This is a genomic window from Chryseobacterium lactis (genome assembly GCF_003815875.1).
In the GTDB taxonomy this organism is placed as follows: Bacteria; Bacteroidota; Bacteroidia; order Flavobacteriales; family Weeksellaceae; genus Chryseobacterium; species Chryseobacterium lactis.
In genome coordinates this window covers 3,117,288-3,142,035 of the sequence record NZ_CP033924.1, presented here as the reverse complement: position 1 = coordinate 3,142,035, position 24,748 = coordinate 3,117,288, and the positions used below count along the sequence as shown (strand labels likewise).

20 protein-coding genes are annotated in these 24,748 nt (G+C 36.5%); 7 read left to right on the top strand and 13 right to left on the bottom strand.

Annotated features, from left to right (window positions below; genetic code table 11):
• The first annotated feature begins 124 nt into the window (after positions 1-124).
• Positions 125-1,003, top strand: coding sequence for a cupin-like domain-containing protein (locus EG342_RS13895; protein WP_103292996.1), 879 nt, complete (start codon positions 125-127; stop codon positions 1,001-1,003).
• A gap of 124 nt (positions 1,004-1,127) precedes the next feature.
• Here EG342_RS13895 and EG342_RS13890 read toward each other — a convergent pair whose 3' ends face one another.
• From EG342_RS13890 to priA, 4 genes are all read right to left on the bottom strand, one after another.
• Positions 1,128-3,056, bottom strand: coding sequence for a M1 family aminopeptidase (locus EG342_RS13890; protein WP_103292997.1), 1,929 nt, complete (start codon positions 3,054-3,056; stop codon positions 1,128-1,130).
• Positions 3,057-3,295: 239 nt separating this feature from the next.
• Entirely contained in the window at positions 3,296-5,224 is a 1,929-nt protein-coding gene (locus EG342_RS13885; RefSeq protein ID WP_103292998.1) for a M1 family aminopeptidase, read from the bottom strand.
• An 83-nt stretch (positions 5,225-5,307) separates the two neighbouring features.
• Positions 5,308-6,777, bottom strand: coding sequence for a D-alanyl-D-alanine carboxypeptidase/D-alanyl-D-alanine endopeptidase (gene dacB, locus EG342_RS13880; RefSeq protein WP_103292999.1), 1,470 nt, complete (start codon positions 6,775-6,777; stop codon positions 5,308-5,310).
• 161 nt (positions 6,778-6,938) lie between these two features.
• Complete coding sequence (priA, locus tag EG342_RS13875) at positions 6,939-9,386, bottom strand: replication restart helicase PriA (protein ID WP_103293000.1); 2,448 nt, start codon at positions 9,384-9,386, stop codon at positions 6,939-6,941.
• A 101-nt stretch (positions 9,387-9,487) separates the two neighbouring features.
• Between priA and EG342_RS13870 the strand changes: the two genes are divergently transcribed.
• Entirely contained in the window at positions 9,488-10,237 is a 750-nt protein-coding gene (locus EG342_RS13870; RefSeq protein WP_103293001.1) for a sulfite exporter TauE/SafE family protein, read from the top strand.
• Positions 10,238-10,243: 6 nt separating this feature from the next.
• Here the strand turns inward: EG342_RS13870 and EG342_RS13865 are convergent, their stop codons facing one another.
• From EG342_RS13865 to EG342_RS13845, 5 genes are all read right to left on the bottom strand, one after another.
• Entirely contained in the window at positions 10,244-11,152 is a 909-nt protein-coding gene (locus tag EG342_RS13865; RefSeq protein ID WP_103293002.1) for an AEC family transporter, read from the bottom strand.
• A 182-nt stretch (positions 11,153-11,334) separates the two neighbouring features.
• The gene (locus EG342_RS13860) at positions 11,335-13,806 is read right to left on the bottom strand and encodes a beta-mannosidase (RefSeq protein ID WP_103293003.1); all 2,472 of its coding nucleotides are present in this window, start codon (positions 13,804-13,806) and stop codon (positions 11,335-11,337) included.
• 117 nt (positions 13,807-13,923) lie between these two features.
• Positions 13,924-14,586 carry a copper homeostasis protein CutC gene (locus EG342_RS13855; protein WP_103293004.1) on the bottom strand — a complete coding sequence of 221 codons (663 nt, stop codon included), beginning with the start codon at positions 14,584-14,586 and terminating at the stop codon, positions 13,924-13,926.
• 16 nt (positions 14,587-14,602) lie between these two features.
• Positions 14,603-15,163 (bottom strand): hypothetical protein, encoded by a 561-nt coding sequence (locus EG342_RS13850; protein WP_103293005.1) that lies wholly within the window; start codon positions 15,161-15,163, stop codon positions 14,603-14,605.
• A 45-nt stretch (positions 15,164-15,208) separates the two neighbouring features.
• Positions 15,209-16,204: an isoaspartyl peptidase/L-asparaginase family protein gene (locus EG342_RS13845; RefSeq protein ID WP_103293006.1), complete on the bottom strand. Its 996-nt coding sequence runs from the start codon at positions 16,202-16,204 to the stop codon at positions 15,209-15,211.
• A gap of 116 nt (positions 16,205-16,320) precedes the next feature.
• On the opposite strand from EG342_RS13845, the gene EG342_RS13840 reads away from it, so the two are divergent.
• The 4 genes from EG342_RS13840 (at position 16,321) to EG342_RS13825 (ending at position 20,055) form a co-directional block, all read left to right on the top strand.
• Complete coding sequence (locus tag EG342_RS13840) at positions 16,321-16,920, top strand: Crp/Fnr family transcriptional regulator (RefSeq protein WP_246008623.1); 600 nt, start codon at positions 16,321-16,323, stop codon at positions 16,918-16,920.
• A 294-nt stretch (positions 16,921-17,214) separates the two neighbouring features.
• A complete protein-coding gene (locus tag EG342_RS13835; RefSeq protein WP_246008622.1) occupies positions 17,215-17,490 on the top strand; it encodes a DUF3302 domain-containing protein in 276 nt (91 codons plus the stop codon).
• Positions 17,491-17,495: 5 nt separating this feature from the next.
• Positions 17,496-18,653, top strand: coding sequence for an HlyD family secretion protein (locus EG342_RS13830; protein ID WP_103293009.1), 1,158 nt, complete (start codon positions 17,496-17,498; stop codon positions 18,651-18,653).
• A 1-nt stretch (position 18,654) separates the two neighbouring features.
• Complete coding sequence (locus tag EG342_RS13825; RefSeq protein ID WP_103293010.1) at positions 18,655-20,055, top strand: TolC family protein; 1,401 nt, start codon at positions 18,655-18,657, stop codon at positions 20,053-20,055.
• 127 nt (positions 20,056-20,182) lie between these two features.
• Here EG342_RS13825 and EG342_RS13820 read toward each other — a convergent pair whose 3' ends face one another.
• The 3 genes from EG342_RS13820 to EG342_RS13810 are packed head-to-tail and all read right to left on the bottom strand — an operon-like array spanning position 20,183 to position 22,674.
• Positions 20,183-20,665 (bottom strand): DUF6691 family protein, encoded by a 483-nt coding sequence (locus tag EG342_RS13820; protein ID WP_185126916.1) that lies wholly within the window; start codon positions 20,663-20,665, stop codon positions 20,183-20,185.
• A 26-nt stretch (positions 20,666-20,691) separates the two neighbouring features.
• Positions 20,692-21,255: a YeeE/YedE family protein gene (locus tag EG342_RS13815; RefSeq protein ID WP_103293012.1), complete on the bottom strand. Its 564-nt coding sequence runs from the start codon at positions 21,253-21,255 to the stop codon at positions 20,692-20,694.
• A gap of 6 nt (positions 21,256-21,261) precedes the next feature.
• Positions 21,262-22,674, bottom strand: a complete 1,413-nt coding sequence (locus tag EG342_RS13810) for an MBL fold metallo-hydrolase (RefSeq protein ID WP_103293013.1) — start codon at positions 22,672-22,674, stop codon at positions 21,262-21,264.
• A gap of 167 nt (positions 22,675-22,841) precedes the next feature.
• Here EG342_RS13810 and EG342_RS13805 point away from each other — a divergent pair, with 167 nt between their 5' ends.
• On the top strand, positions 22,842-23,864 hold the full coding sequence (locus EG342_RS13805; RefSeq protein ID WP_103293072.1) for a serine hydrolase domain-containing protein: 1,023 nt from the start codon (positions 22,842-22,844) through the stop codon (positions 23,862-23,864).
• Between the two features lie 8 nt (positions 23,865-23,872).
• Here EG342_RS13805 and EG342_RS13800 read toward each other — a convergent pair whose 3' ends face one another.
• Positions 23,873-24,664: a sulfite exporter TauE/SafE family protein gene (locus tag EG342_RS13800; protein ID WP_103293014.1), complete on the bottom strand. Its 792-nt coding sequence runs from the start codon at positions 24,662-24,664 to the stop codon at positions 23,873-23,875.
• Positions 24,665-24,748: the final 84 nt, after the last annotated feature.

Here is a 24,748-nt window from a genome sequence, read left to right as displayed (position 1 = left end):
AAAGGCGGTAAAATATACTCTTTTGGACATGTAATTCTAAAAATTTGATTTTTAATTCAGTTTTAACATTAATAGTCTACTAATTTAGTAGGATAATTTTTATATTTGTTTAAAATTGGAGAATATGAGATTGAAACCGGTACAAAAAGCAGATAATATGCATTCAAAAAATTTTATCAACAGCTATATGAAGCCTAATATTCCAGTTATTCTTAACAATTTTGTAGATCCTAAAAGTCCTGCCTTTAAAAAATGGGATTATAACTACTTCAAAAAAATAGCAGGCAATCAGGAAGTGAACATCTATGGAAGCGAACTTGAATCCCTTGACAAAGTAGCAAGTAAGCCTGTTGACAAAACTACATTTTCAGAATATCTCGATCTCATTGACACCACCGCAACTGAACGCCGTCTCTTCTTATTTAATTTATTAAGCCTTAAGCCGGAGCTTAAAAATGATATTTTTTATAACGATGTCACCAATGGTAAAATTCTGAAATGGCTGCCTTTTATGTTTTTCGGTGGCCAGGGTTCAGCAACAAGAAATCACATTGACATTGATATGTCACATGTCTTTATCACTCAGTTCCGTGGCATAAAAAGAATATGGCTTTTCCCGTGGGAGCAGTCGGACCTTATGTATAAACTGCCTTATAATTTTCATAGTCTGCCCAATATTAAAGACCCGGATTATCGCAAATATCCTGCACTCCTTTATTTAGATGGATATGAAGCTGTTCTTCATCCTGGTGAAACCCTTTATATTCCATCGGGATGGTGGCATTATATTCAATATGAAACGGAAGGCTATTCTGTGTCTGTAAGAGCACTTCCTGCAAGTATTCTTGAAAAATGGCGCGGCTTTAAAAACCTCGTCATTATAAGGAATTTTGATAATATAATGCGCTTTCTTTTCAAGGAAAAATGGTTTACTTATAAAATTAAAACCGCCGAAAAAAGAGGACACAAAATGTTTAAAAAGCAAAGAAGCTTTCAGATCTGAAAGCTTCTCTATATTGAACCAACAATAAAAATATAATCACAATGGAAATAATCTATGCAATGACCTCTCCAGAACGTCCTTTTTATTTTTTCTATCCTATCTTATTATGATCTGATGGATATTTTTAGTGTTTAATAAATTTAATATTCTTCTCTTTTATTGTTAAAATATAAGTACCGGGAACCAGTTCGGAAATCCCAATAGATTTCCCCGGCTGATAGTTTCCTTGTCTTATTAATTTTCCATCTATGGCGTGAATTGAAAATTCTGTTGCTTTGTTTAGTCCTTTCAGGTACAATTCATTTTTGGCAGGGTTAGGATATAAAGCAAACTCTTCTTTCTTGACAGAAGAAACACTCAGTGTATTATCCTGAGTAACGGTTGAGTTTTTTTCAAGAATCTGATATTCATAATTAAACTGAACACTGGCAACCGGGAAAGATATCGTTTCCAGGAAATTTTGATTATTAGTAGTATTGTTCAACACTAAATAAGCAGTTTCTCCTCCTGTTCCATTTACTTTTATTGGTAAAGGCATTTCATAAAAATTGACTGACGATGGCATACTCTGCGTTTGTGAAGCATTTAGCAGAAGTTGGCTTCCGGTTTGTTTCCATTTGATCTTATAGGTTGGATAGCCTTCCCCATAGATCCAGTCTTTAAAAAACTCCGTAAAGTCTTTTCCTGTAGATTGAAGTAATGAAGCATTCAGATCTGAAGTTTGTACATAATTATAAGCTAAATTTGGTCTGCTATGGTAATCTTTAATCGCTTGATAAAAAATGTCATCTCCTAAAATCCACTTCAACATTCTTACCACATACCCTCCTTTTGCATAGGTTAATCTACTGCTAAAAATTCTATTTATATTATTGAGACTAGTATCAGGAACATAAGTGCTTCCATCCGGCATACTTGTTATATCATTAATCTGACCTGATAAATAAGTCATAAATTGTGTATTGGTCATCAACAGTTTTTCATTAGCTAAATGCGCTCCAAATGCAGCAAAGCCTTCATTCAGCCAAATGTCATTCCATTTACCGCAGGTTACTTTATCTCCAAACCATTGATGAGCTAGTTCATGAGCAATAATTCCCTTACCCCAGCTTCCCATAGAAGACATCGTTTGATGTTCCATTCCTCCACCCCATGTAAATTCCATATGACCGTATTTTTCATTTCGGAAAGGATAGGCTCCAAAATAAGTTTCAAATACATCCATAGCTTGTTTGGTCCATTCAATATTGGCCATTTTTGCAGGATTCGAACTAGTGGAAGGATACAAATAATTCACAAATGGAAAAGGAGGATTTCCGATGACGTCATTTTTTTTGACAAAATTAGTAATTGAAAGAGCAGCAAGATAAGCGGTCATAGGATACATTGTTCTCCAAAATGTCAACTTTTTTCCGTTAGGAAGGATTGTTTCAGACATCAATTTTCCATTTGCAGCAACATTATATTGTGCCGGAGTGGTAATCTTAAAGTCAAACTTTTCAATTTTATCATTTAAGCTCTGCTTGGTGGGAAACCAGTCCTGAGCACCATAAGGTTCATTTAATGTAGAAAGAACCGGAGTTCCCGATTGAACTTCAGTGAAAAACACCTCATTATTAACAGGTGATCCGGAGTAGTTTATAGTTAACGAATCCAATGTATTAGCAGTAATAGAAGCTGGAAAATCTATTTTTATCTCTTGTGTAGGAAGTCGCTGAAAAGTAAGATTAGAGCCATGATATTGTACCTTAGAAACCGCCAATGCCGTAGTGAAATCAAAATAAATACTACTTAAATCTTGCTTAGTTTTAAAATGGGAAGTTACCGATCCTGAAATATTTTGAACAGCAGGATCCAGAGAAACGTCCATTCTTTGGTATTGCAGATCGTAATTTAAGGTATTTGGATTAATATTCCCGACCAGCATTTTATTGGCGAAAGATTTCTTTTCATGTTCAATTAAACCTTTCATTTCAATATTCTGATGGGCTTCCTGGCCATAAAACAAGTGAGATAGTAACAGTCCCAATAGTAAGAAATAAAACTTGCTCATATATATTGTGATTTATGCAATCAAATATATAAAAATAACTCATAACCAACTGATTATGAGTTATTTTTATGCAAATAAAATGTTTTCATGAAATGATTAATACAATTTTATAAATTCATAATAGCATATATTATAAATAGTATAAAATTAAAAATATTTTTCCGCCACATCGTATGCATATTCATTGGTAAAACCAACAAAATACTTCCTCTCAATTCATTTTTATCAGGAAAAACATTTTAGTATTTAATGAATTTAATATTTTTCTCTTTTACTGTAAAGACATAAGCTCCCGGAACCAATTCTGTAATTCCAATTGTCTTACCCGGCTGATAAATTCCCTTTCTTATCAATTTTCCATCTAAAGCATGAATAGAAAATTCTGTCGCTTTGTTTAGCCCTTTCAGATACAATTCGTTTTTGGCAGGATTCGGGTATAAGGCAAACTCTTCTTTTTCCACGGAAGAAACACTCAATGTATTATCCTGAGTAACAGTCGAGTTTTTTTCAATAATCTGATATTCATAATTAAACTGAACACTGGCAATCGGGAATGTCACTGCTTCCAGGAAATTCTGGTTATTGGTAGTATTGTTCAGTACTAAATAAGCTGTTTGTCCACCTGTTCCGTTTACTTTAATAGGTAAAGGCATTTCGTAAAAGCTTACCGAAGCCATGCTCTGGGTTTGTGCAATATTCAATAAAATCTGATTTCCCGTTTGCTTCCACTTGATTTTATAGGTTGGATAACCTTCACCATAGATCCAGTCGTTAAAAAACTCCGTAAAATCTTTTCCCGTAGACTGAAAAAGAGAAGCATTTAAATCTGAAGTTTGCACATAATTATAAGCTAGATTGGGTCTCACATGATAATCTCTAAGCGCCTGGTAGAAAGCATCGTCTCCCAAGATCCATTTCAGCATTCTTAAAACATATCCACCTTTAGCGTATGATAATCTGCTGTCAAAGATTCTGTTTACACTGGAAAGTCCACTATTAGGAACATAGGTAGCTCCTCCTACACTTCCGGTAATATAATTAATCTGACCTGATAAATAGTTCATAAATTCGGTATTGGTCATCAGTAGTTTTTCATTGGCTACATGTTCTCCAAATGTTGCAAAGCCTTCGTTCAGCCAGATATCATTCCAGGTACTGCAGGTTACTTTATCTCCAAACCATTGATGGGCAAGCTCGTGGGCAATAAGTGTTTTGCTCCATCCGCTCACGGATGACATGGTCTGATGTTCCATTCCACCCCCATTAATATATTCCATATGCCCATACTTTTCATTACGGAAAGGATAAGCTCCAAAATAGGTTTCATAGGTATTCATAATCTGCTTGGTCCACTGAATATTAGACATACTTGTCGAATTTGAATTAGTGGATGGATACACATAATTGATGAAAGGAAACGGTGGGTTACCGATAGTATCATTTAACTTGACATAATTCGTTATACCCAATGCAATCAAATAAGCAGGTGTAGGATACATCGTTCTCCAGAAAGTAAGTTTCTTGGCGTTGGGAAGAGCCGTTTCAGACATCATTTTCCCGTTGGCAGCCACATTATATTGAGAAGGTGTCGTAATTTTAAAATCAAATCTTTCAATTTTATCATTCAGGCTTTGTTTTGTCGGAAACCAGTCCTGTGCACCGTATGGTTCATTTAAAGTAGAAAGAATCGGTGTTCCTCCCTGGCTTCCCACCATAACGGTACCATAAACAGGATCGGGAGTTCCGGAATATTGAATGGTAAGAGAATCTAATGTATTTGCAGGAAGAGAAGCCGGAAAATCAATCTTCACCTCTTTTGTAGGAAGCTGCTGAAAAGCAATATTGGAACCGTGGTATTTTACCTGGGAAACCGTAAGACTGGTAGAAAGGTCAAAATAAATACTTCCCATATTCTGAGTGGGTTTGAAATGTGAAGTCACAGACCCGGAAATAGAATTCACCGCCGGATCTAAAGCCACATCCATCCTCTGATATTGAAGATCGTAATTAAGCGTGTTAGGATTAACATTGCCTGCCGCCATTTTGTTGGCAAAGGATTTTTTTTCCTTCTCAACCAATCCTTTCATGTCAATGTTTGAATTTTGTTTCTGGCTGTATAACGGTTGAGATACCAACAATCCCAAAACTAAGAGGTAAAGTTTTTTCATTCTAAAAAATTGTGAGTCAAATATAAAAAAAACCTTTTAATCGTTAATTAAAAGGTCTTTATAATATATAAAATAAAAATATGTTAAAGATTTAATGCAGGTTCAAGAATTTTCTCCATTCTTTTCTTCACCATATCTACTGATCCTGCGTAATTATTAACCATTAAAGAAAACACCAACGTTTTTCCTGAATTTGTTTTCAAATATCCTGCTAAAGTTTTTACTTTATTTAAAGTTCCTGTTTTAGCAAAAACCTGTCCGTTTCCTTCACCGATGAACATTCTTTTCAAAGTTCCTGACTGTCCTCCTACCGGAAGAGAAGTTAGGTAAGACTTGTAATATTTCTCATCCATTAAAGAAGTTAAAAACTTCACCTGAGAAATTGGAGTTACATTGTTACTTCTTGAAAGACCGCTTCCGTCGATATAATTCAACCCGTTCATATCAAACCCTGCATTTCTTAAATGTTCCGTTACCACCATTCTTCCTGATTCAGAAGTCTGATCGCCCATTCTCTGGAATCCAACAGTTTTTAATAAAGCTTCTGCCAATGAATTATCACTATGCTGGTTTGTATAGAAAATAATATCACCTAACGTTGGAGATTTATAAGCTGAAACCATTTTTCTGTTCTCCGGAGACGGATCAGTCATTTTCGGGCTTACTTTCCCTGTCACAGGAATTCCGCTTTTTACCAAAGTAGTTCTGAAAGAATTGGCAAGGTAGGCCGGAGCATCCGGAAGTTTCGTCGTTAAAACGCCTTCTCCATCATACTTCTCAGCATATACCATCTGATGAGCATACGGTGAAACATAGAAAAATTTCTTTTCTGAAGAGAAACCACCTTTCTTTACGATCAGTTTTTCGTTCGCCGGATTAATTCCATTGGTTGTACCAGCAGGCAGATAGTAATTATTGTTCTCTAGCCATACAACATTTTCCGGAAGCATTGAAATATTGCCTTTGAAAAGCGCTGTCTGAATAATAATATCACCATTTACCTTTCTGATTCCCTCACGTGAAAGTCCTCCTACGAAGTCTGAAATAATATCCCTGTAAGACCATGCTCCTGCTTTATTGGTTCCTAAAGACGGGTCACCGCTTCCTACGATATACAAATTTCCATTTAAAGTTCCATTTTCATCAACAGTTCCTGAATATTCCAGCTGGGTCATCCATCTGTAGTTTTCCCCTAATAAATTCATTGCTGTTTCTGTGGTCAACAGCTTCGTCGTAGAAGCCGGTACCAGTGGAGTACTTTCATTGTACGAAGAAATAACTTTCTTCGTTTTCGGATCATACACTACGAATCCCCAGGTTGCATTTTTCAGCATAGGATCCGCCATCATTGTGTTTACATTAATGTCTACAAGTTCTTTAGCCGACAAAACAGCTCTCTCCGCTACCGAGCTAACGGGTGAAGGAAGGTTTAAACTGCTTTTCTGATTGTCATAATTTTGAGAATAAAGAACGGTAGAAACGGTAGATTGAGCCAGGAAAAGACCAGAAGCCAACACTGCCGCACTTGAAATATATTTTCTGAAATTTACCATCTATCCTTTTTTTTGTTCTATAGTTTGGACACTATAAAAATGACAGGTAGAGTCATTCAATTACAGAGCCAAACACTTAATCAACGTCCAAAAGTAGAAATTATTGTCATAAAACAGACCATAGCTGCCTTATAAAAGAGTGTAAAATTTGTTAAACTTTGTTAAAAATCAACAAAAACGTCTTTTTTAATGCTTTGATAAGCAGTGATTTCATCGAATTCTTTTAAACTTATCAAAACCATCTTCTTAAACTTCTCGTAGTTTTTCCCTCGAGGCAACTTAAGTAAAATTTGGAATTGATATAAATTATTCAGCCTCGCAATCTGAGCTCTTTCAGGTCCCAAAACACAATCTTCCGGCAGATATTTTCTTAAAACAGAACCTAAAAACTGGGAAGCACGGTTTACCTTATCTTCTTTTCTGTGTTTAAGCTCTATCATAATCAGCTTTGTAAATGGCGGATAGTGAAATTTCTGACGCTCTGTAAGGATATATTTATAGATTTTCGCGGGATTATTCATCTTGATCAACTGAAATACAGAATGATCAGGATTATAGGTCTGAATCAGGATTCTCCCTTTTCCGGAAACCCGGCCTGCTCTCCCGGAAACCTGTGTAATCAGCTGATATGCCCTTTCTTCGGCTCTGAAATCCTGTACATATAATAAGGAATCTGCTTTCGGAATTGTTACCAGTTCAATATGATCAAAATCCAATCCTTTGGAAATCATCTGTGTACCTACTATAATGTCGGTTTCACCTTCTTCAATCTTTTCATAAAGTTTTTCGTAGGCAAATTTCTTACGCATAGAGTCCACATCCATTCTATCCACTTCATTCTCCGGAAATAGCTTGGAGACTTCTTCATGAATTTGCTCCACACCCACTCCTCTTTCGTTCAGTTTTTCAGAATAGCATTTCGGACAGGTTTTAGGCTTTGAAGCTCTCTGACCGCAATAGTGGCATTTCATTTCATTGGCAGCTTTGTGATAGGTCATTACCACATCACAATTGGAGCAGTAATTAACATAACCACAGCTTTCACATTCTACCACATTCGCATAGCCACGGCGGTTGTGAAGAACTATTGCCTGATTTTTTTCATCTATCGTTTTCTTGATTTCCTCAATAAGTCTCAACGAAAAATTTCCGGAAACCTTTTTGGAATCCTGGGCTTCTTTGAAATTGATCAGCTCATATTCCGGCAGATTTACATTTCCAAATCTTTCTTCCAGGAAAACATACTTCATCTTATCTTTTCTTGCCCGATAATAGCTTTCTACGGAAGGAGTGGCCGATCCAAGGATCACACCTGCCTCATAAAAACCACCAAGAACCAATGCGGCATCCTTTGCGTTAAAATAAGGAGTCGCTTCCCGCGGTTTATATGCAGAATCATGCTCCTCATCTACAACGATTAATCCCAAATTCCGGTAAGGCAAAAACATGGCATTTCGTGTTCCGATAAGAATTCTAATGTCATTTTGTTTAATTCTTCGCCATACTTCTACCCTTTCAAAATCAGTCAGCTTTTGATGATAGAAACCAAGCTGTCTGCCATATTTCTTTTCTAACCGCTGAGTAATCTGTTTGGTAAGAGAAATTTCCGGAAGTAAAAACAAGACATTCTTTCCTTCCTCTATACATTCTTCTATTTTCTCTAAATAAATATGGGTCTTTCCTGATGAAGTAACTCCATGCAGCAAGACATTTTTCCCTTCTTCAAAAGCTTCATCAATTTCTGCTTTTGCAATTTTCTGCTTTTCAGAAAGTTCCTCAAGTTCTTCTATTTCCCCTTCATAGCTTTCTATCCTGTCTTTTTGCATATAATATTCCTCCACAAGGCCTTTATCAGCCAATGCTTTGAAATGGGAGCTTCCAAAATAGCCATCTTCAAACAGCTCTGCCTTTTTTATAGGAAGTTCAGGGTTTTCTGTCTGTTTATCGAGGATGCATAGGAACAGGTCTTTCTGTTTTGGAGCTTTATTTAATTTTAAAAGAATTTCGGTAAGGTTTCGGTTTTCTAAGACATCACCGTTAATCTTTACATAAGCAACTTCCTTGGCTTTATATTTTTCTGCAATTTTTTCATCAATTTCAATATACTGAAGATCAATCAGTGAATTGATGGTTTTAATAATTTCTTTTTTAGGAACAAAAGCTTCAATATCTGTCAGATTGATCAATTGCCGAACTTCCAATGCCTGAATAAGGTACATTTCATTGACATCAAGGTTTTCAAAATCAACAGTGACACCGGGCTTTATTTTTAAATAGGTTTCACTTTCCAGTTTTAAAGAAGATGGAAATGCAAAACGATAAATCTCACCCAAACTGGACAGATAATAATCCGAAAGCCATTTCCAGAAATCGATCTGCTCTTCGGGAAGAATCGGCTGATCATCCAGAATACTGATCACTTCCTTCGCTACAAAATTTTCAGGGACATTATCATGAAGATCAAAAACAATCCCGGTATAAATTTTCTTTCCTCCAAAAGGAACCAACACACGCATTCCTAACTGGATTTCAGACATCAGTTCTTCCGGAACTTTGTAGGTAAAAGATCCTTTTAAATTTAGTGGTAAAACAATTTGAGCGTACTGCAAAAGAAATATTTAAAGTGTAAAATTAAATGTTTCTTTAGAGAACTGCAATTTTTTATTGATGATTACTTCTTTTTTGTCTTACCTTTATTTACTATTTTTTCATGGAAAATTATACTTTGTTATTTTTTATAGGACTTATAGCCGGAGCTCTTAATGCGGCGGCAGGTGGCGGATCATTCATCACTTTTCCAGCGCTTATTTATGCAGGAGTTCCTCCGATTCAGGCCAATGCTTCAAGTACCGTGGCTTTGTTTCCCGGTAGCTTAGCCAGCGCATGGAAATTCAAAGAATATATTCAACCTTTTCCTGCTATTTCAATAACAGCAATGATCGCTCTCACCTTATTAGGAGGATGTGCAGGAGGCTTGCTGCTTTTATATACACCATCAGCAGGTTTCAATCTGGTTGTCCCATGGTTGCTGTTACTCGGTTCTCTCGCATTTGCATTTGGAAAACAGGCCGGCCATTGGCTTAAGAAAAGAATTCAAATTGGTACCGGCTTGGTATTGGGTGCTCAGTTTCTATTAGGAATATATGGCGGTTATTTTGGTGGAGCAGTAGGAATTATGATGATGGCTGTATGGACATTATTCGGATTATCAGACATTAAAGTCATTAATGCCAACAAAACTCTTTTTACAGGAATTGCAAATGCTGCTGCAGTTATTTTATTCATTGCAGCAGGTAAAGTATACTGGCCGGACACTTGTACAATGATGGTAGCAACCATTTTAGGCGGCTATTTTGGCGCTCATTTCACTAAAAAGCTTGATCCCGTGAAATTGAGAACCGGAATTGTCATATTTAATTTTATAATTACGGTCGTTTTCTTTATTAAAACCTATTTTTAGGATTGATTAGAAAATAATATCGATTACTTCATACCAAACAGCACTGGTTAGAAATCCGACAATAATACTGACTCCGATAATCAGATTAGTCAGTTTGGTATTCAGCCTGAACTGCTCTGCAATGATACTTGAAGTCACCAATGTAGGCATGGCAGCTTCAAATATGGTGATTTTGGCAACATCTCCTTTTATACCTAAAAGTAAAGCTAATCCTAAAACAATTGCCGGTGCTAAAATCAGTTTATAAAGCATGGAAGCAGACATTTGTGGAATCAGTTTTCTCCAGCCGTTAAATTTTAATTGTAATCCTACAGAAAATAGCGCCAAAGGACTTACGGTAGCCGCAAGTTTATCAAAAAAGGGTTCCGCCGGTGTAAAATCAATAAATTGTGATAGCACCAAAGCGGACACACAGCCAATCAGTGGCGGAAATGTGATCAGTCGTTTCAGGATGAATACGGCACTTACCTTTCCTGATCTACTTCCTCCTTTCACGGCGGCGATAATTCCTAATGTTGAAAGAGCAAAAAACATGGTCTGATCACAGATAATTGCGATGCTCAGAAGACCTTCCCCGTAAAAGGCACTAATTAAAGGAAAACCGATAAAGGAAGTATTGCTGTATCCGCTCGCCAGTTCCAAAGTACTCCTCGATCGCCGCGAATATCCTTTGCTCTTACTATAAAACATTACATAGAAGAAACAAAAAACAGAAACCAGAAAAGTAGCCGCAATCGGAAACAACATTTCTGTTGTCCAGTGTACCTTGGGCAGATATTTGAATGATACTGCCGGCAGAGCAAGATAAAGAATCCAGGTATTGATCCCCTTATGGGCATCGGGGTGGATAGATTTTGTTGCTTTGAATACCATTCCTGCAATAATGCACACTACAATCAAAACAAAATTCACCATAATTGTAAAGAAATATGATGCAAATTTACGGCTGATTTTTGAGTTGGAAAGGTAAAATTTATCTTTTTTTGGGTAGAATTTCTTCTCAATACTATTATATAGAGAAATTATTTTTTCAGCTTTAAAAACCTTATAGGTTTCAGAAACCTATAAGGTTTAATGATTTTACCTTTTAATCATCATTAATTCTTAAATGTGTTCCAAAGGCTCATCACTTCAACATTTTCTAAAGGCTGAGAAAGAGTAATCCTCTTTGCTGTTTTAGGTAACAAATCAAAAAAGTTATCACTGAAATGCGTATTACCGATCAGATAAACATCTTTTGCTAAAACGTCAGTTGATACTTCAATTTCTGTTGATGATATCTTTTTAATTCTAAGAGTCGGTTTAGATAATTTTAAATCTTTCGGTTTATTGAAGAAGAAAAGTTTTTCATTTTTCAACGATTCATTACCGAAATAGATTTTTAAAACAGCTGATGATAAATCGAATTTTGAAAAGCTTTCTTTTTTAATTTCCAAATGCTTCTCCGCTGAATTAGCAGATAAACGATCTGTAGCACCTGCTGCCCAGAGCACTTTACCATTAAAGTCAATCAGTTCAACTCTTGAATTGATATTTGCCTCCTGAAGCAAATCATTGATAAAATAAATATCATAAGCTTCTGCCGTTTCGGAAACAGAAATTAACATTGGTTCAAAACTTCTTTTTGCCTGATAGTGGAATGCTTTCCAGTTGCCAAGATAATCTATGGATGACCATGAAACTACCGGCCAGCAATCATTCAACTGCCAATATAAAGTTCCCATATTATAAGGTCTTGCCCGGCGGTGAGCCTCAATCGCGATCTGCATTCCTCTTGCCTGTAACAATTGAGAAACATAATTATATTGCACAAAATCTGTCGGAATGTTGTAATCCCGTTTCATATATTCATTGATAATTTCCCAACCCCGACCATGCTTTTCATGAGCTTTAATCGTTGAATTGTTCAAATTCAAATCCGGAGTTCCGGCAAACATTGATTTTGTGGTTTCCAACGAAGGCATTCCCTGAAATCCATATTCAGACATGAACCGGCCTACTTTTTCATTATAAATTTCAAAAGGCTGCTCACCCCACCATACTCCCCAATAATGAGAATCTCCTTCTGTAAGGCTTTCTTTATGCCCCCACCCGATGGACGGAGAACTGGGCCAGTATATATTTTTATCAGCAGTAAGATTTTCTTTTAAAGTATTAGGAATCACTTCGTGGAATAGTTTTTTATAATCTTTCCAGACCTGTAAGGAATCATTTTTTGAATATTTAAATTGCTTCTGATATCCCCAATTGACAATCGCTTCATCTATTTCATTATTTCCACACCATAAAGCTACTGAAGGATGATTCTGAAGTCTGTTGACCTGATCTTTCACTTCTTCTTTTACGGTATTTAAAAACTCTTCATCTGCCGGATAAAAGCTTCCTGCAAACATAAAATCCTGCCACACCAGAATTCCGTTTTCATCACAGGCTTTGTAAAACTCGTCATCTTCGTAGATACCGCCGCCCCAGATACGGATCATATTCATATGGGCTTCTTTGGAATCTTTAATCAGTTTTTGATACTTTTCTTTGGTAATCCTGGGTGAAAAACTATCCGCAGGAATCCAATTGGTTCCTTTGATATATAATGGATTACCATTGACTTTAAAATAAAAAGATTTGCCTTTCTGATCTTTTTCCTGAACGAGTTCAACCGTTCTTGCACCGAATTTTAAAGCTTCGGAAGACAATATGGTTCCTGTTTTCTGCAGCGAAACTTTTATATCATAGAGATGAGCTTCTCCCCAACCGTTGGGTTGCCAAAGTTTGGGATTCTCAATTGCAAAAGGAATATCAATCTGATTTTTTCCTTTTTTTAATTGAACGGCAGTTGATGTATTATTTACTGTAATGCCATATTTCCCCTCCTTATCGACAATAACTGATGTATGGATATTCAGGCTGGCACTTTTTTCAGACAACGCTTTTTGCTCAATCTTTACATTTTCAAGTTTGGCATTATTCCAAAATTCAAGTTTCACATCTTTCCAGATACCGGCTGTTACCAGTCTTGGCCCCCAGTCCCATCCAAACTGATATTGTGCTTTTCTCACAAAACTTCTTGGAGACTCAGGCATCGTAAACGGAACTTTTTTTGCCAGTTCTTTTCCTGTTTTAACAGCTGATTTAAATTTAATTTGCAACAGATTATCTCCTGCTTTAAGATTCTGTTTCACAGGAATAGACCATTTTCTGAACATATTATCTGTTTTCTTCAGCAATTTCCCGTTGAGATAAATTTCTGAAAAGGTATCCAGTCCATTAAAAACAAGATCAATATTATCATTTTTCAATTCTTTTGGTGATACATTAATATTCACCTGATAATCCCAATCTTCATTTTCTATCCATTGTACTCTTTTTTCATTTTCATCTTTAAAAGGATCCGGAATTACTTTGTTATTCATCAGATCCAGATGAACCGTCCCCGGGATTTCTGCCGGCAGCCAGCTTTTATCTTTAGCATTTTTAAATTGCCAGCTTTCAGAAGACAAGCTCCTTTCAGAAAACTGTGCCCAAAGAATATTCTGTATAAAAAGGAAAGCAAAAAGGATAGGTTTATTCATCAATAGCTTGTTTTTGTATGACCATCTAACAGTAGTTTTTTGTCATTCCGAGCATAGCAAGGAATCTCAACGTAGATAACAGAGATTCCTTCGTTCCTCGGAATGACAGGTATTTTTTTATTTATTTTTCAAAGCAACAACCTCATCGGCATTGGCAAAAGCACCTCCATCTGTAATTGCGGACGAGTGAAAATAATTGGCCTTTGTAAGTTCTCTTATTTCTTCAATATTGGAAGAACGCAGGCCGCCTCCTACTAAAATTTCAATTCTTCCATTAGAAAGCTCAACCAGTTTTTTCAGGTTTTCTTTACCTTCAGAAACATTAGGTTTTTGTCCTGAAGTAAGTATGGTTTTAAAACCGCATTCAATTACCTTTTCCAGTGTATTTTCCAACTCTTGAGCTCTGTCAAAAGCCCTGTGAAAAGTACATGGTAACGGAGTAGCCAATTCTACAAGGATTTTATTCTGTTCTATATTTACTTCGTCCTGTGGATCAAGAATACCAAATACAAAACCATCTACACCTAAGCTTTTCAAATGAACCAAATCGTCTTTCATCTGTCCAAATTCTGCCTCCGAGTAAGTAAAATCACCTCCTCTGGGACGGATCATAACAAAAATCGGAATGTTTATTTTTTCTCTAAGAACTTTAGTTGTTTCAAAATTCGGGGTTGTTCCACCCTCGCTTAATCCGTCGCATAACTCAATTCTGTCAGCTCCATTTTCGAAAGCGATTATTGCTGATTCCGGATTAAAACATGCTATTTCTATTTTTGACATCTTCTATACAAATTAATTAATTCAACTTAGGTTCTTTCTGCCATACATCCGCAATCAGAAAAGAATTGTGATCTTTTATGACACTCACGGTAATCGGGTATTCAGCGTTAAGTTTTTTATCGGAAAGTACAATATTAAATAAAAAATCATGTTGCCCTTCTGCGAGTAGTTTACAGCTTGAAATTTTAATATCTTCCCAATCCTGACCGGTGATTAAAAATCCGTAACCCACCCCTGCTTTCTGAACATCAAATTTAGTTTTCCATTTATCCTGAAACTCCTTTAGAGTAAGGCTTCCATCACCATCCATATCAACGTTTGTAGCATCTGTTTTATAATCAAAATAGTCTTTAGTGGTCATCTTCTGCATTTCCTTTTCCTGGTTGACAAGATCTGCCTTAAAGTAATCTTCAATGCTTTGTTCGAGCCATTTCTTTGCTTCTTCAGTTTCACTGGATTTTTTGTCCGAAACAACAGTTTCCTCTGCCTGTTGGGGTTCTGCAACCGGTTGTACCTCCTTCTTTTCTTCCTTACAAGCTATGATTAAAAATAAGGAAGCGATAATCGTTCTTTTCATATTTCGTTTTGGTCTATAATTTTGGCTAAAATGCGGGTTGAAAAATTATTTTAAGGCAAATTCAGGTTTCTCAAGACGGTTTCCTTTCTGGTCATAGACGGCATAGTTAAATCCGTCCTGAATACAATAAGAACCATATTCACCATTTTTATTGATGGCAATGAAACCAACCTGAATATCTTTTAAATTTTTATTTCTTCTCTGCGTAATCTTTACAATTCTATCAACAGCTTCTTTACAGGCTTCCTGTGGGCTTCTGCCTTGTCTCATCAATTCAACGACGAGATGAGTACCTACAGTTCTGATGACCTCTTCTCCATGACCAGTTGCTGTAGCAGCTCCCACTTCATTATCTACAAATAGTCCGGCTCCAATGATGGGAGAATCTCCTACCCTGCCATGCATTTTGAATGCCATTCCACTAGTGGTACAGGCACCCGACAGATTTCCTTGTGCATCCAAAGCGATCATTCCTATGGTATCGTGATTTTCAATATTGGCAATAGGTTTATACTGGCTGGTCTTCAACCATTCTTTCCATTCTTTTTCCGATTCGGGAGTAAGAAGATTTTCTTTTTTAAAGCCTTGTGAAAGGGCAAATTGCAATGCGCCATCACCTACCAGCATAACGTGAGGTGTTTTTTCCATGACAGCCCTTGCTACAGAAATCGGATTTTTAACGTATTCCAGAGATGCCACTGAACCAATATTATAATTGTCATCCATGATACACGCATCCAGCGTAACCCTTCCGTCTCTGTCAGGACGTCCACCATAGCCTACACTTCTTTCTTTGGGATCTAATTCTACAAGCCGAACTCCTTTTTCAACTGCATCCAGCGCTTTCCCTCCTTTACCCAGAATCGTCCAGGCTTCTTCATTAGCTTTTAAACCGAAATTCCAGGTGGATAGAACAATTGGTTTATTGACGGCTTTATTATTTTTTGGTAATTCCTTTGCCATTAAATCCAGAGGATTTACTGCAAGTGCTGCTGTTGCGATTCCCAGCTTTTTGATAAAACTTCTTCGGTTATTGCTCATTGTATCTAAAGATTATATAATACCTGGCAAATATCTAAAAAAAAATCAATGAAATCCTTAATACGATCCAACTAAGGCTTACATAATTTTTATTTATCTTTACAAGTGTAATGGATATGTTTAAAATTTTCAGAAATATTGTTTTCTTTCAGGAATTATCTGATGAAGAAATTAATATTCTGATCAGCATCAGCACACCCAGATTACTTCTTAAAAAGGAAAAACTCCTGGAACCCGGTCAGTCTCTTAATGATCTGTTTATTCTTTCCAGTGGACTTTTGAGATTTTACTTTGACGATGAAGACGGAGTAGAAAGCAATCTGTTTTTGCCTTCAGAAAAGGAAGCAACCATTATGGAAAGTCCGGAATCGTATTCAGATAATCACGAAAGACAATACACGATAGAGGCGGTTATTGAGAGTCAGATTTTCCTTTTTAACAAAGCTGAATTTGAAGAAATAGCTTTCCAGCATCGTGGAATTTACAATATGTACCTGAAATCTTTTAAACAGATTATTGGCATTTTAAAATTGCGTACAGAACAGTTTTGTTCTACCTCTCCTCATTCACGATACGAAGAGTTTCTGGAGGCCCGTCCTTTTACTTCTCAGAATGCCAATAGAAAATATATTGCTAATTTTCTGGGCATTACCCCCAATTCTCTTTCACGCATGACGGCGCGTATTCATAAAAAAAGGAACGAAAGAAAAAAATAACTTAGGAATACTTTTTCCCACTTTATTCGGTCTAATTTTGCTTACTCAAAATACAATTACATCAATCAGTAAGTAAAATGAAAGAAATATTATCCCTAAAATCAGTATCTATTGAATAATCTTTAATCTTACCCAAGATTCAAAGTGACCGGCCGGATATGCATTAATGGTAAGGTTACAACCTTGTTTTACACCTAAGTTCATTATAACCTTATACAATTATTTATGCAAAGAATATCCTTACTTCTTTGCCTGTTATTATCATGCAATTATGTGCAGGCATCAACAGGCAATATGGAAGACAATATAGCGAATGCCGCTTCATGGCTGATTTTATTTATTCTACCCATTGCGGGAATTTATCTTTTCTGGAAAGTTCATATTTATCCGGAAAAGGTAGCCGAAAAAAAGAATCATCCTCAATTAAAAGCCATAAAAAGCATGTGCCTCCTTTCCCTTGTTTTCGGAGGTCTGCTATGGCCGGTTGCTTTAATCTGGGCCAACTACGATTATGTAGATCAAAAAAAAGAAACAGATACTGAAGAAGAGCCTGAAACAATAGAAAATTAACACATATGCTGGAATTACTCATCGCAATATATGCCGGAATTTGCTGGCTGCTTATCAAAAAATTAAAACTGATTCCCTGGACATTTACAACACAGGTAGTTGTTTATTCCCTTCCTATTTTTGGGTCTATCGCATTAATATTAAGTCTTAATTACTACTGCCCTATTACCTCCGACGTTAAAGTTGGAAACAGAAGTGTAGATATTACTACCCAGGTTCTTGGGAAAGTGAAAAAAGTATATGTCAGTACCAATCAGGAAGTGAAAAAAGGGGATACCTTATTTGTATTAGACAGGGAACCTTATGTACAGGAAATTAAATCCCTCGAAGCCAAACTTAGCAATATGAAAGCTACCGTAAGCTCTTATGGCACGGATATCTCTGCTTCCACAAAAAATATTGCAGGTTTACAATCACAATTAAATCTGGCCAATAAAAGAGTTTCTCAATATCAGGAATTAGTAGAGGCCGGAGCTGCCAATAAATTTGACCTGGAACAAGCCATAACGAATGTTCGTGATCTGCAGTCCCGTATCAGTGCTGCAGAATCTCAGAAACAATCATTAGAAACAAAATCTACGGCATCTTACGGAGGTGAAAACTCATCTGTTTCAGAAATTCAGGCCAAGCTGGATCAGGCAAAATGGAACCTGTCTCAAACTGTTGTACTGGCACCTACAGACGGCATTATTCCTAACGTCCAGTTGAACGAAGGGGCTATTATGGCACCTTTTAAATCTGCCTTTGTTTTGATTCAAAAGCAACAGTCGGTTATCGGATTTTTTGCACAGAATGAATTGGAAACTGTAAAGAAAGGGGACGAAGTGGAATTAGCACTTAAAACAGAACCCGGAAAAGTGGTCAAAGCCAGACTTGAATATGTTATTGATGCCACGAGTCAGGGGATTATGAACAATGCCGGAGGAATGCTTGGAGGAAACGGTTCTGTAGCCGGGCTTCCAGATACTGCAAGACAATTACCGGAAACGGATGGGAAACTTATTGCCAAGTTCATACTGGAAGATAATCAAAAGCAGCTTACTGTTGGAGCAAGAGGAACTGCTGTAATTTATTCTGACTATATCAAACCCCTTCATCTTATCCGAAAAGTAATGGTACGTGTAAGCAGTAAAATCAATTTCCTGATCCCAAAACTCCATTAAGATGTTTAAAAAAATAATAATATCCGGAATCTTTTTCATTAGCTTAAATTCCTGTATAGGCTATAAAGAGCCTAGTAAAGAAACGACAGATCAGCTTAAAGAGAAAAGTAAAATCACAGCTCATATAGAGATTCCTGATGACTGGATATTTGACCGAAATGCCAATGCAAGGTCTTTATCCTATGATTGGGTTTCAGATCTTAAAACACCCCAGCTTGAAACATTGATTAATGAGGGAATGTTGTATAATGCAGACCTTATTATTGCCAAGGAAAAACTTAATCAAATTGAACTGGCCATGGAAATTGCTGGAAGCAACCTCTATCCAAGCATCAATGCTATAGCCAATACTTCCAATAATTTGGTAAGTGACGCTCAAATCCGCAGACTTGCCGTAAAGGCCAACTGGGAGATTGATTTATGGGGTAAAAATAAATCGGCACAGATGGCCGGTACAAGTGAGTATTTTTCTTCCAAATATCAAAATATCCTCCTGCATCAGTCTATAGCTGCTATGATTGCTAAAGCCTATTATCTGAATATCGCAGGTAATATTCAGGAAGATAAAATTGAAAGTTATATCCGGCAATCAAAAGAGCTGGAAAGACTATATACCATTCAGAAAAAAGTAGGAACTGCCAATGCATTAGATGTATCCAATATTACTGCGGAGATTACTTATCTTGAGGGATATCTGGAAAAAGTAAAAAATGCAAATATCCAATCCAGAAGGTCACTGGAACTACTTACAGGAAAATACCCTGAAGGAAAACTGGCCACACAGAATTTCTTCGCTCCTGTAAAAAATGATATTCCTGAATCTTTTCCTTTACCGCTGTTAGAGAACAGATCAGACATACAGGCGTATCATTTTCAGATAGAAAAGGCTTTTTATGAAGTACAACAGGCTAAGGCAGCTAGGCTTCCTTCATTGAATATAAGTTCTTCCCTGGGAACAGCCGGCAGTAATGTAGAGTCTATTAATTCTCTATTTTCAAATCCTTTATTAAAAGTAGGTGGTGGATTGGTTTCTCCGTTATTTAATAATGGAAAACTGAAAAAAAATGTTGAAATAAAAAATTCTCAGCAAAAACAGGTCATTGAAGAATATTCAAAGGCGGTTCTGAATGCGTTGAATGAAGTTGAGTCATCATCGTCCAATCTCCATTCTATCGAGAAACAAATTACTTATAACCGTAAGGCTATAGATGAGCTGCAAAATAATATCAATCTTACTCAAAAGCAAATTAAAGTAGGTACAAGCAACAGTTTTGTCCTGATCCGAAAGCAAAGGGATCTTCTGAAAAATGAAATGAACCTTATCAATCTCGAACTTCAGGACAGAATGGAACGCATTAATCTTTACATGGCTTTAGGAGCACAAAACTTCATTTTTTCATAATTTTATACAAAAGACTGCAGGGTATTTCTCTACAGTCTTTTTCTTTTAATTTTTATCCGTTAACAATCAATCATTGCTTTTACATCTCTCCATTTATTAGGTTGTTTGTAAGAATTTTTGATATTCCTTAATGTGGTAATTTATCTCTCAAATATCCGTATACCCACGTTCCTGCGACAGCACTCAACAGCGTAACGGACACTGCAAGCGCACCGGTTCCGATTTGTGCAAAAAGTGGTCCGGGACAGGCTCCGGTAATGGCCCAGCCAAAACCGAAGATCAGCCCACCATAAATCTGGCCTCTGTTAAACTTTTTAGGAGCAATACTAATGGGCTCGCCATGAATTGTTTTAATATTAAACTTTTTGATCAGCCACACCGAAACTATTCCCACCAACACAGCACTTCCAATGATTCCATACATATGAAAAGATTGTAAACGGAACATTTCCTGTATCCGGAACCAGCTGATCACTTCTGCTTTCACGAAAATGATTCCAAATATAATTCCGGCTGCAAGGTACTTCGACTGAGAATACCACTTATCCTTCACGATACTTTCTGTTGTAATAACCTCATCGTGATACAGGCTATTTTGTTCTTTTATCATTAATTTATTCATTTTTAATATTAGACTTAAAGAGAAAGAATAACAGGTAAGATAAGATTAGCCATCAAAAAACCTCCGACCATAAAGCTGATCGTTGCTACAAGAGAAGGCCACTGCAAATTGGAAAGCCCCATGATCGCATGGCCACTGGTACATCCACCGGCGTAACGTGTTCCAAAACCTACCAAAAATCCACCGATGACCATGATGATAAAACCTCGTAATGTAAAAATACTTTCAAAATTCATCAGTTGTGCCGGCACAAGATTGCTGTAATCGGTAATTCCGTATGAAGCCAGTTCTTCTTTTAAGTTAGGATTAATAGCAATTTCTGATGAACTGGTTAAAAATTGGGTACTGATCATTCCGCCGAAAAAAATTCCCAGTACAAAAAATAAATTCCAGGATTCTTTTTTCCAGTCATATTTAAAAAAATTGATATTGGCTGGTACACAAGCTGCACATATATGCCTCAGCGAGGAACTTATTCCAAAAGATTTATTTCCCATCAATAATAGTGCGGGAACAGTCAATCCTATCAACGGGCCTGCAACATACCAGGGCCACGGTTCTTTTATTATCTCCAACATATTTAATTATTTAAAAATTTTAGTTTGACAAACAAAATCGCTTTTGGGAATACCTGTGAAAACAATGGCTTTAAAACCTCCTTTAATTTCTGTAAAATTCCTGTAACCTCTCGCCTGAAGGATACTTGCGGCTATGGTACTTCTATAGCCACTGCCACAATGCATATAAAAATGTTCATCAGGATTCAGCTGAGACATCCATTCATTGATATAAGCTAAGGGCTTATTGAATGCTTCCTCAATATGCTCTGCATGGTATTCACTTTCTCTTCTGATGTCTATTACTTTTATATTTCTACCTTTTATTTCCTTTTCAAATTCTTCTGCAGAAATCCTGTTCACTGAATCAATCTCTTTTCCGGCACCTTTCCATGCTTCAAAACCTCCTTCCAGAAATCCTAAAACCTGATCGAATCCTACTCTGCTTAATCTGGTCATGGTCTCTTCTTCATCTCCTTTTCCGGTCACTAAAAGAATCGGTTGATTCACATCTCTAACTAAAGCTCCAACCCACGGGGCAAAATCACCATCCAAACCTATATTTACAGATTGTGGGATAAAACCTTCAACAAAGGTACTGTTGTTTCTTACATCCAGAATTAATGCTCCGGAAGTTTCCGCAACCTTTTCAAACTGTTCAGGGCTGAGCTTCTGCAAACCTCTTGCTAATACTTCATCGAAGCACTGATACCCTTTTTTATTCATCATTACATTCATTCCGAAATAAGCAGGTGGAGGTAAAAGTCCGTCTGTTACCTCTCTTATGAAACTTACTTTATCTTTCTGATTGAGTGCATAATTTGTTTTCTTTTGATTTCCCAGGGTATCAAGAGTCTCCTTCTGCATATTCTTTCCACAGGCAGAACCTGAGCCATGAGCCGGATATACGATAATATCATCAGGTAGAGGCAGAATTTTTTCATATAAACTGTCATAAAGCATTCCTGCCAGATCTTCTTTTGTCAGACGTTCTGTCTCCTGGGCAAGATCCGGGCGTCCTACATCACCAAGAAATAAAGTATCTCCACTGAAAAGAGCTCTTTCAATTCCATGCTTATCAATCAGCAGATAAGAAGAACTTTCCAGCGTATGTCCGGGAGTATAAAGAACTTTTATCGTAACATTTCCTAATTTGAATATCTGATTATCTTCTGCTACGATGGCTTCAAATTCGGTTTTGGCTGTTGGCCCATATACAATCGGAGCTCCTGTTTTTTTGCTTAAATCGATATGTCCGCTTACGAAATCAGCGTGAAAATGGGTTTCAAAGATATATTTTAATGTGAGTCCGTCTTTTTCCAATTTTTCGAGATAAGGAGCCGTTTCCCGTAAAGGATCAATAATTGCGGCCTCTCCTCCTGAACTGATGTAATATGCTCCCTGCGCCAAACATCCCGTATAAATCTGTTCTATTTTCATTCTACTTATTTTTTTGATTTTGTTCTTTGATACAAATTTCCTGCTTTCCCTATTTTCCCACAGCTACTTTTGTTACATAAGAATTTTAGCAATCCGATCAATATATTGGAGCAGCATGTAACTTTTCACATTATATATCTGACTTATTGAATATTAAAGCTGAAACTATGAGGAAAATATTATTTATTTTCAGTTCTATTCTGTTAATCCTTATTTCCTGCAAAGGAAAATCTGAAACAGATATTGTGCTTGATTTTCACAAAAAAGGTAAGCTCAACGGCAATGTTCTTATTATTAAAGAAGGAAAAGTAATTTGTGATACAGCTTTAGGATTTAAAAACTTTGAAGAAAAAATTCCTTTAACAAAAGAAACTCCATTTTGTATTGCTTCTATTACTAAACCTTTTACTGCAGTAGGAATTATGTTGCTGCAACAGGAGCATTTATTGTCGTATGATGATAAAGCAAGCCATTACATTCCCGAACTTCCTGCTTATTCCCAAAATGTTACCATAAGGCAATTGCTAACCCATACTTCCGGTTTGGCAGATTACGAAAATATTTTGAATTTAAATCGCAAAATAACCAATGATGACGTCCTGAGCTTTTTAAAAAAGCAACCCGGATTAAGGTTTTCATCCGCAAGCAGGTTCGAATACAGCAACAGTGCTTACATTATTCTGGGACGTATTATAGAAACATTGTCGGGGCAAACGTATAGTGAGTTTATGAAGAATAAAATATTTACGCCTTTAAAAATGCAACATTCATTTGTGTACGATATCAAGACAATTCCTCCGACTTCCAGGGCTAAAGGTTATGATGCAAATAAAAAACCCGATGATTATGACCTGCTGACAACCGGTGACGGCAGTATCTATTCTACAACATGGGATCTCTATAAATTTGATCAGGCCTTAAGAAAACACCAGCTATTAAACAAAACCAATTCTAAACTTATATATGAACTGCCTGTTTTAAAGAATGGTAAATTCAGTGAATATGCCTTTGGGTGGTATGTTTCTGACAACTCCGCTATGCATACGGGAGGCGTGAACGGTTTCAGATGCATCTTCTGGAGAAATTTAAACAGCAATACCTGTATTATTGCATTAACCAACCAAGGTGACGCTTTCCCGGTATATAAATTTCTGGATGCTGAAAAGAAAGCGTTACTGAGAAATCCATAAATCATTTCTTAAAATATCCAATGTGTTTCTTTGGTAATAATATAAATTCCCATTATTAAAATAAACCATCCAAATGCAGGCTTCAATTTTCTACCATCAATTTTCTTTGACAATTGAGAGCCTATCAGAATTCCTATGATGGCAATGGCCGTAATGGATATCAGTATATTCCAGTTTATTTTTGTACCGTTGACGGATGAAAAAAATCCGATCAGAGAATTTAAAGAAATAAGCACTAATGAAGTTCCTATTGCTATTTTCATGGAAACTTTCAACAAATTGACTAATGCCGGGATGATCATAAAACCTCCTCCTGCTCCTACTAACCCTGTTAAAATGCCAACAACAGCTCCTTGTACCATTGCCCATAAAGTCTTATTTCCTTCCTGCTCAACCTCTGAAGGGGCCTGAATTCTGATCATTTTATAGGAGGCCAAAATCATTAAACCTGCAAAAAGTAAAAGTAAAAACACACTTCTGGTTATGGTAAAATCATGAATGGTAATGATAGTATCGGGTATGAAAGGTAAGAGATAGATTCTTGTTAGAAAAATTGAAATAACAGAAGGAACTCCAAAAATCAAAGCAATTTTAAAATCAACCAATCCTTTTTTAAAATAAGAAAAAGAACCTACAATACTGCTTACCCCAACAATAAAAAGGGAATATTCCGTGGCAAGCAAAGCATCCAACCCGAAAAGATAAACAAGAACCGGTACCGTAAGAATACTGCCGCCACCACCTATTAAACCAAGTGAAATACCTATTAACACTGATGCTGTATATCCTAAAATTTCCATTCTACTGCTCAAATAATTTCTGATACAAAAATGAGATTGTTTCAGGAGGGCTACAGCTACTTTTGTTACATAAGGATGTGTTTA

What these genes read in the sequence shown, in the direction of transcription:
- EG342_RS13845 (WP_103293006.1), bottom strand. Translation starts at nt 16,204, where the DNA reads ATGAGCAATAACCGAAGAAGTTTTATCAAAAAGCTGGGAATCGCAACA.
- EG342_RS13820 (WP_185126916.1), bottom strand. Translation starts at nt 20,665, where the DNA reads ATGATAAAAGAACAAAATAGCCTGTATCACGATGAGGTTATTACAACA.
- EG342_RS13835 (WP_246008622.1), top strand. Translation starts at nt 17,215, where the DNA reads ATGGAAGACAATATAGCGAATGCCGCTTCATGGCTGATTTTATTTATT.
- EG342_RS13810 (WP_103293013.1), bottom strand. Translation starts at nt 22,674, where the DNA reads ATGAAAATAGAACAGATTTATACGGGATGTTTGGCGCAGGGAGCATAT.
- EG342_RS13800 (WP_103293014.1), bottom strand. Translation starts at nt 24,664, where the DNA reads ATGGAAATTTTAGGATATACAGCATCAGTGTTAATAGGTATTTCACTT.
- EG342_RS13860 (WP_103293003.1), bottom strand. Translation starts at nt 13,806, where the DNA reads ATGAATAAACCTATCCTTTTTGCTTTCCTTTTTATACAGAATATTCTT.
- EG342_RS13895 (WP_103292996.1), top strand. Translation starts at nt 125, where the DNA reads ATGAGATTGAAACCGGTACAAAAAGCAGATAATATGCATTCAAAAAAT.
- EG342_RS13840 (WP_246008623.1), top strand. Translation starts at nt 16,321, where the DNA reads ATGTTTAAAATTTTCAGAAATATTGTTTTCTTTCAGGAATTATCTGAT.
- EG342_RS13830 (WP_103293009.1), top strand. Translation starts at nt 17,496, where the DNA reads ATGCTGGAATTACTCATCGCAATATATGCCGGAATTTGCTGGCTGCTT.
- dacB (WP_103292999.1), bottom strand. Translation starts at nt 6,777, where the DNA reads ATGGTAAATTTCAGAAAATATATTTCAAGTGCGGCAGTGTTGGCTTCT.
- EG342_RS13815 (WP_103293012.1), bottom strand. Translation starts at nt 21,255, where the DNA reads ATGTTGGAGATAATAAAAGAACCGTGGCCCTGGTATGTTGCAGGCCCG.
- EG342_RS13855 (WP_103293004.1), bottom strand. Translation starts at nt 14,586, where the DNA reads ATGTCAAAAATAGAAATAGCATGTTTTAATCCGGAATCAGCAATAATC.
- EG342_RS13870 (WP_103293001.1), top strand. Translation starts at nt 9,488, where the DNA reads ATGGAAAATTATACTTTGTTATTTTTTATAGGACTTATAGCCGGAGCT.
- EG342_RS13825 (WP_103293010.1), top strand. Translation starts at nt 18,655, where the DNA reads ATGTTTAAAAAAATAATAATATCCGGAATCTTTTTCATTAGCTTAAAT.
- EG342_RS13850 (WP_103293005.1), bottom strand. Translation starts at nt 15,163, where the DNA reads ATGAAAAGAACGATTATCGCTTCCTTATTTTTAATCATAGCTTGTAAG.
- EG342_RS13885 (WP_103292998.1), bottom strand. Translation starts at nt 5,224, where the DNA reads ATGAAAAAACTTTACCTCTTAGTTTTGGGATTGTTGGTATCTCAACCG.
- EG342_RS13890 (WP_103292997.1), bottom strand. Translation starts at nt 3,056, where the DNA reads ATGAGCAAGTTTTATTTCTTACTATTGGGACTGTTACTATCTCACTTG.
- EG342_RS13865 (WP_103293002.1), bottom strand. Translation starts at nt 11,152, where the DNA reads ATGGTGAATTTTGTTTTGATTGTAGTGTGCATTATTGCAGGAATGGTA.
- EG342_RS13805 (WP_103293072.1), top strand. Translation starts at nt 22,842, where the DNA reads ATGAGGAAAATATTATTTATTTTCAGTTCTATTCTGTTAATCCTTATT.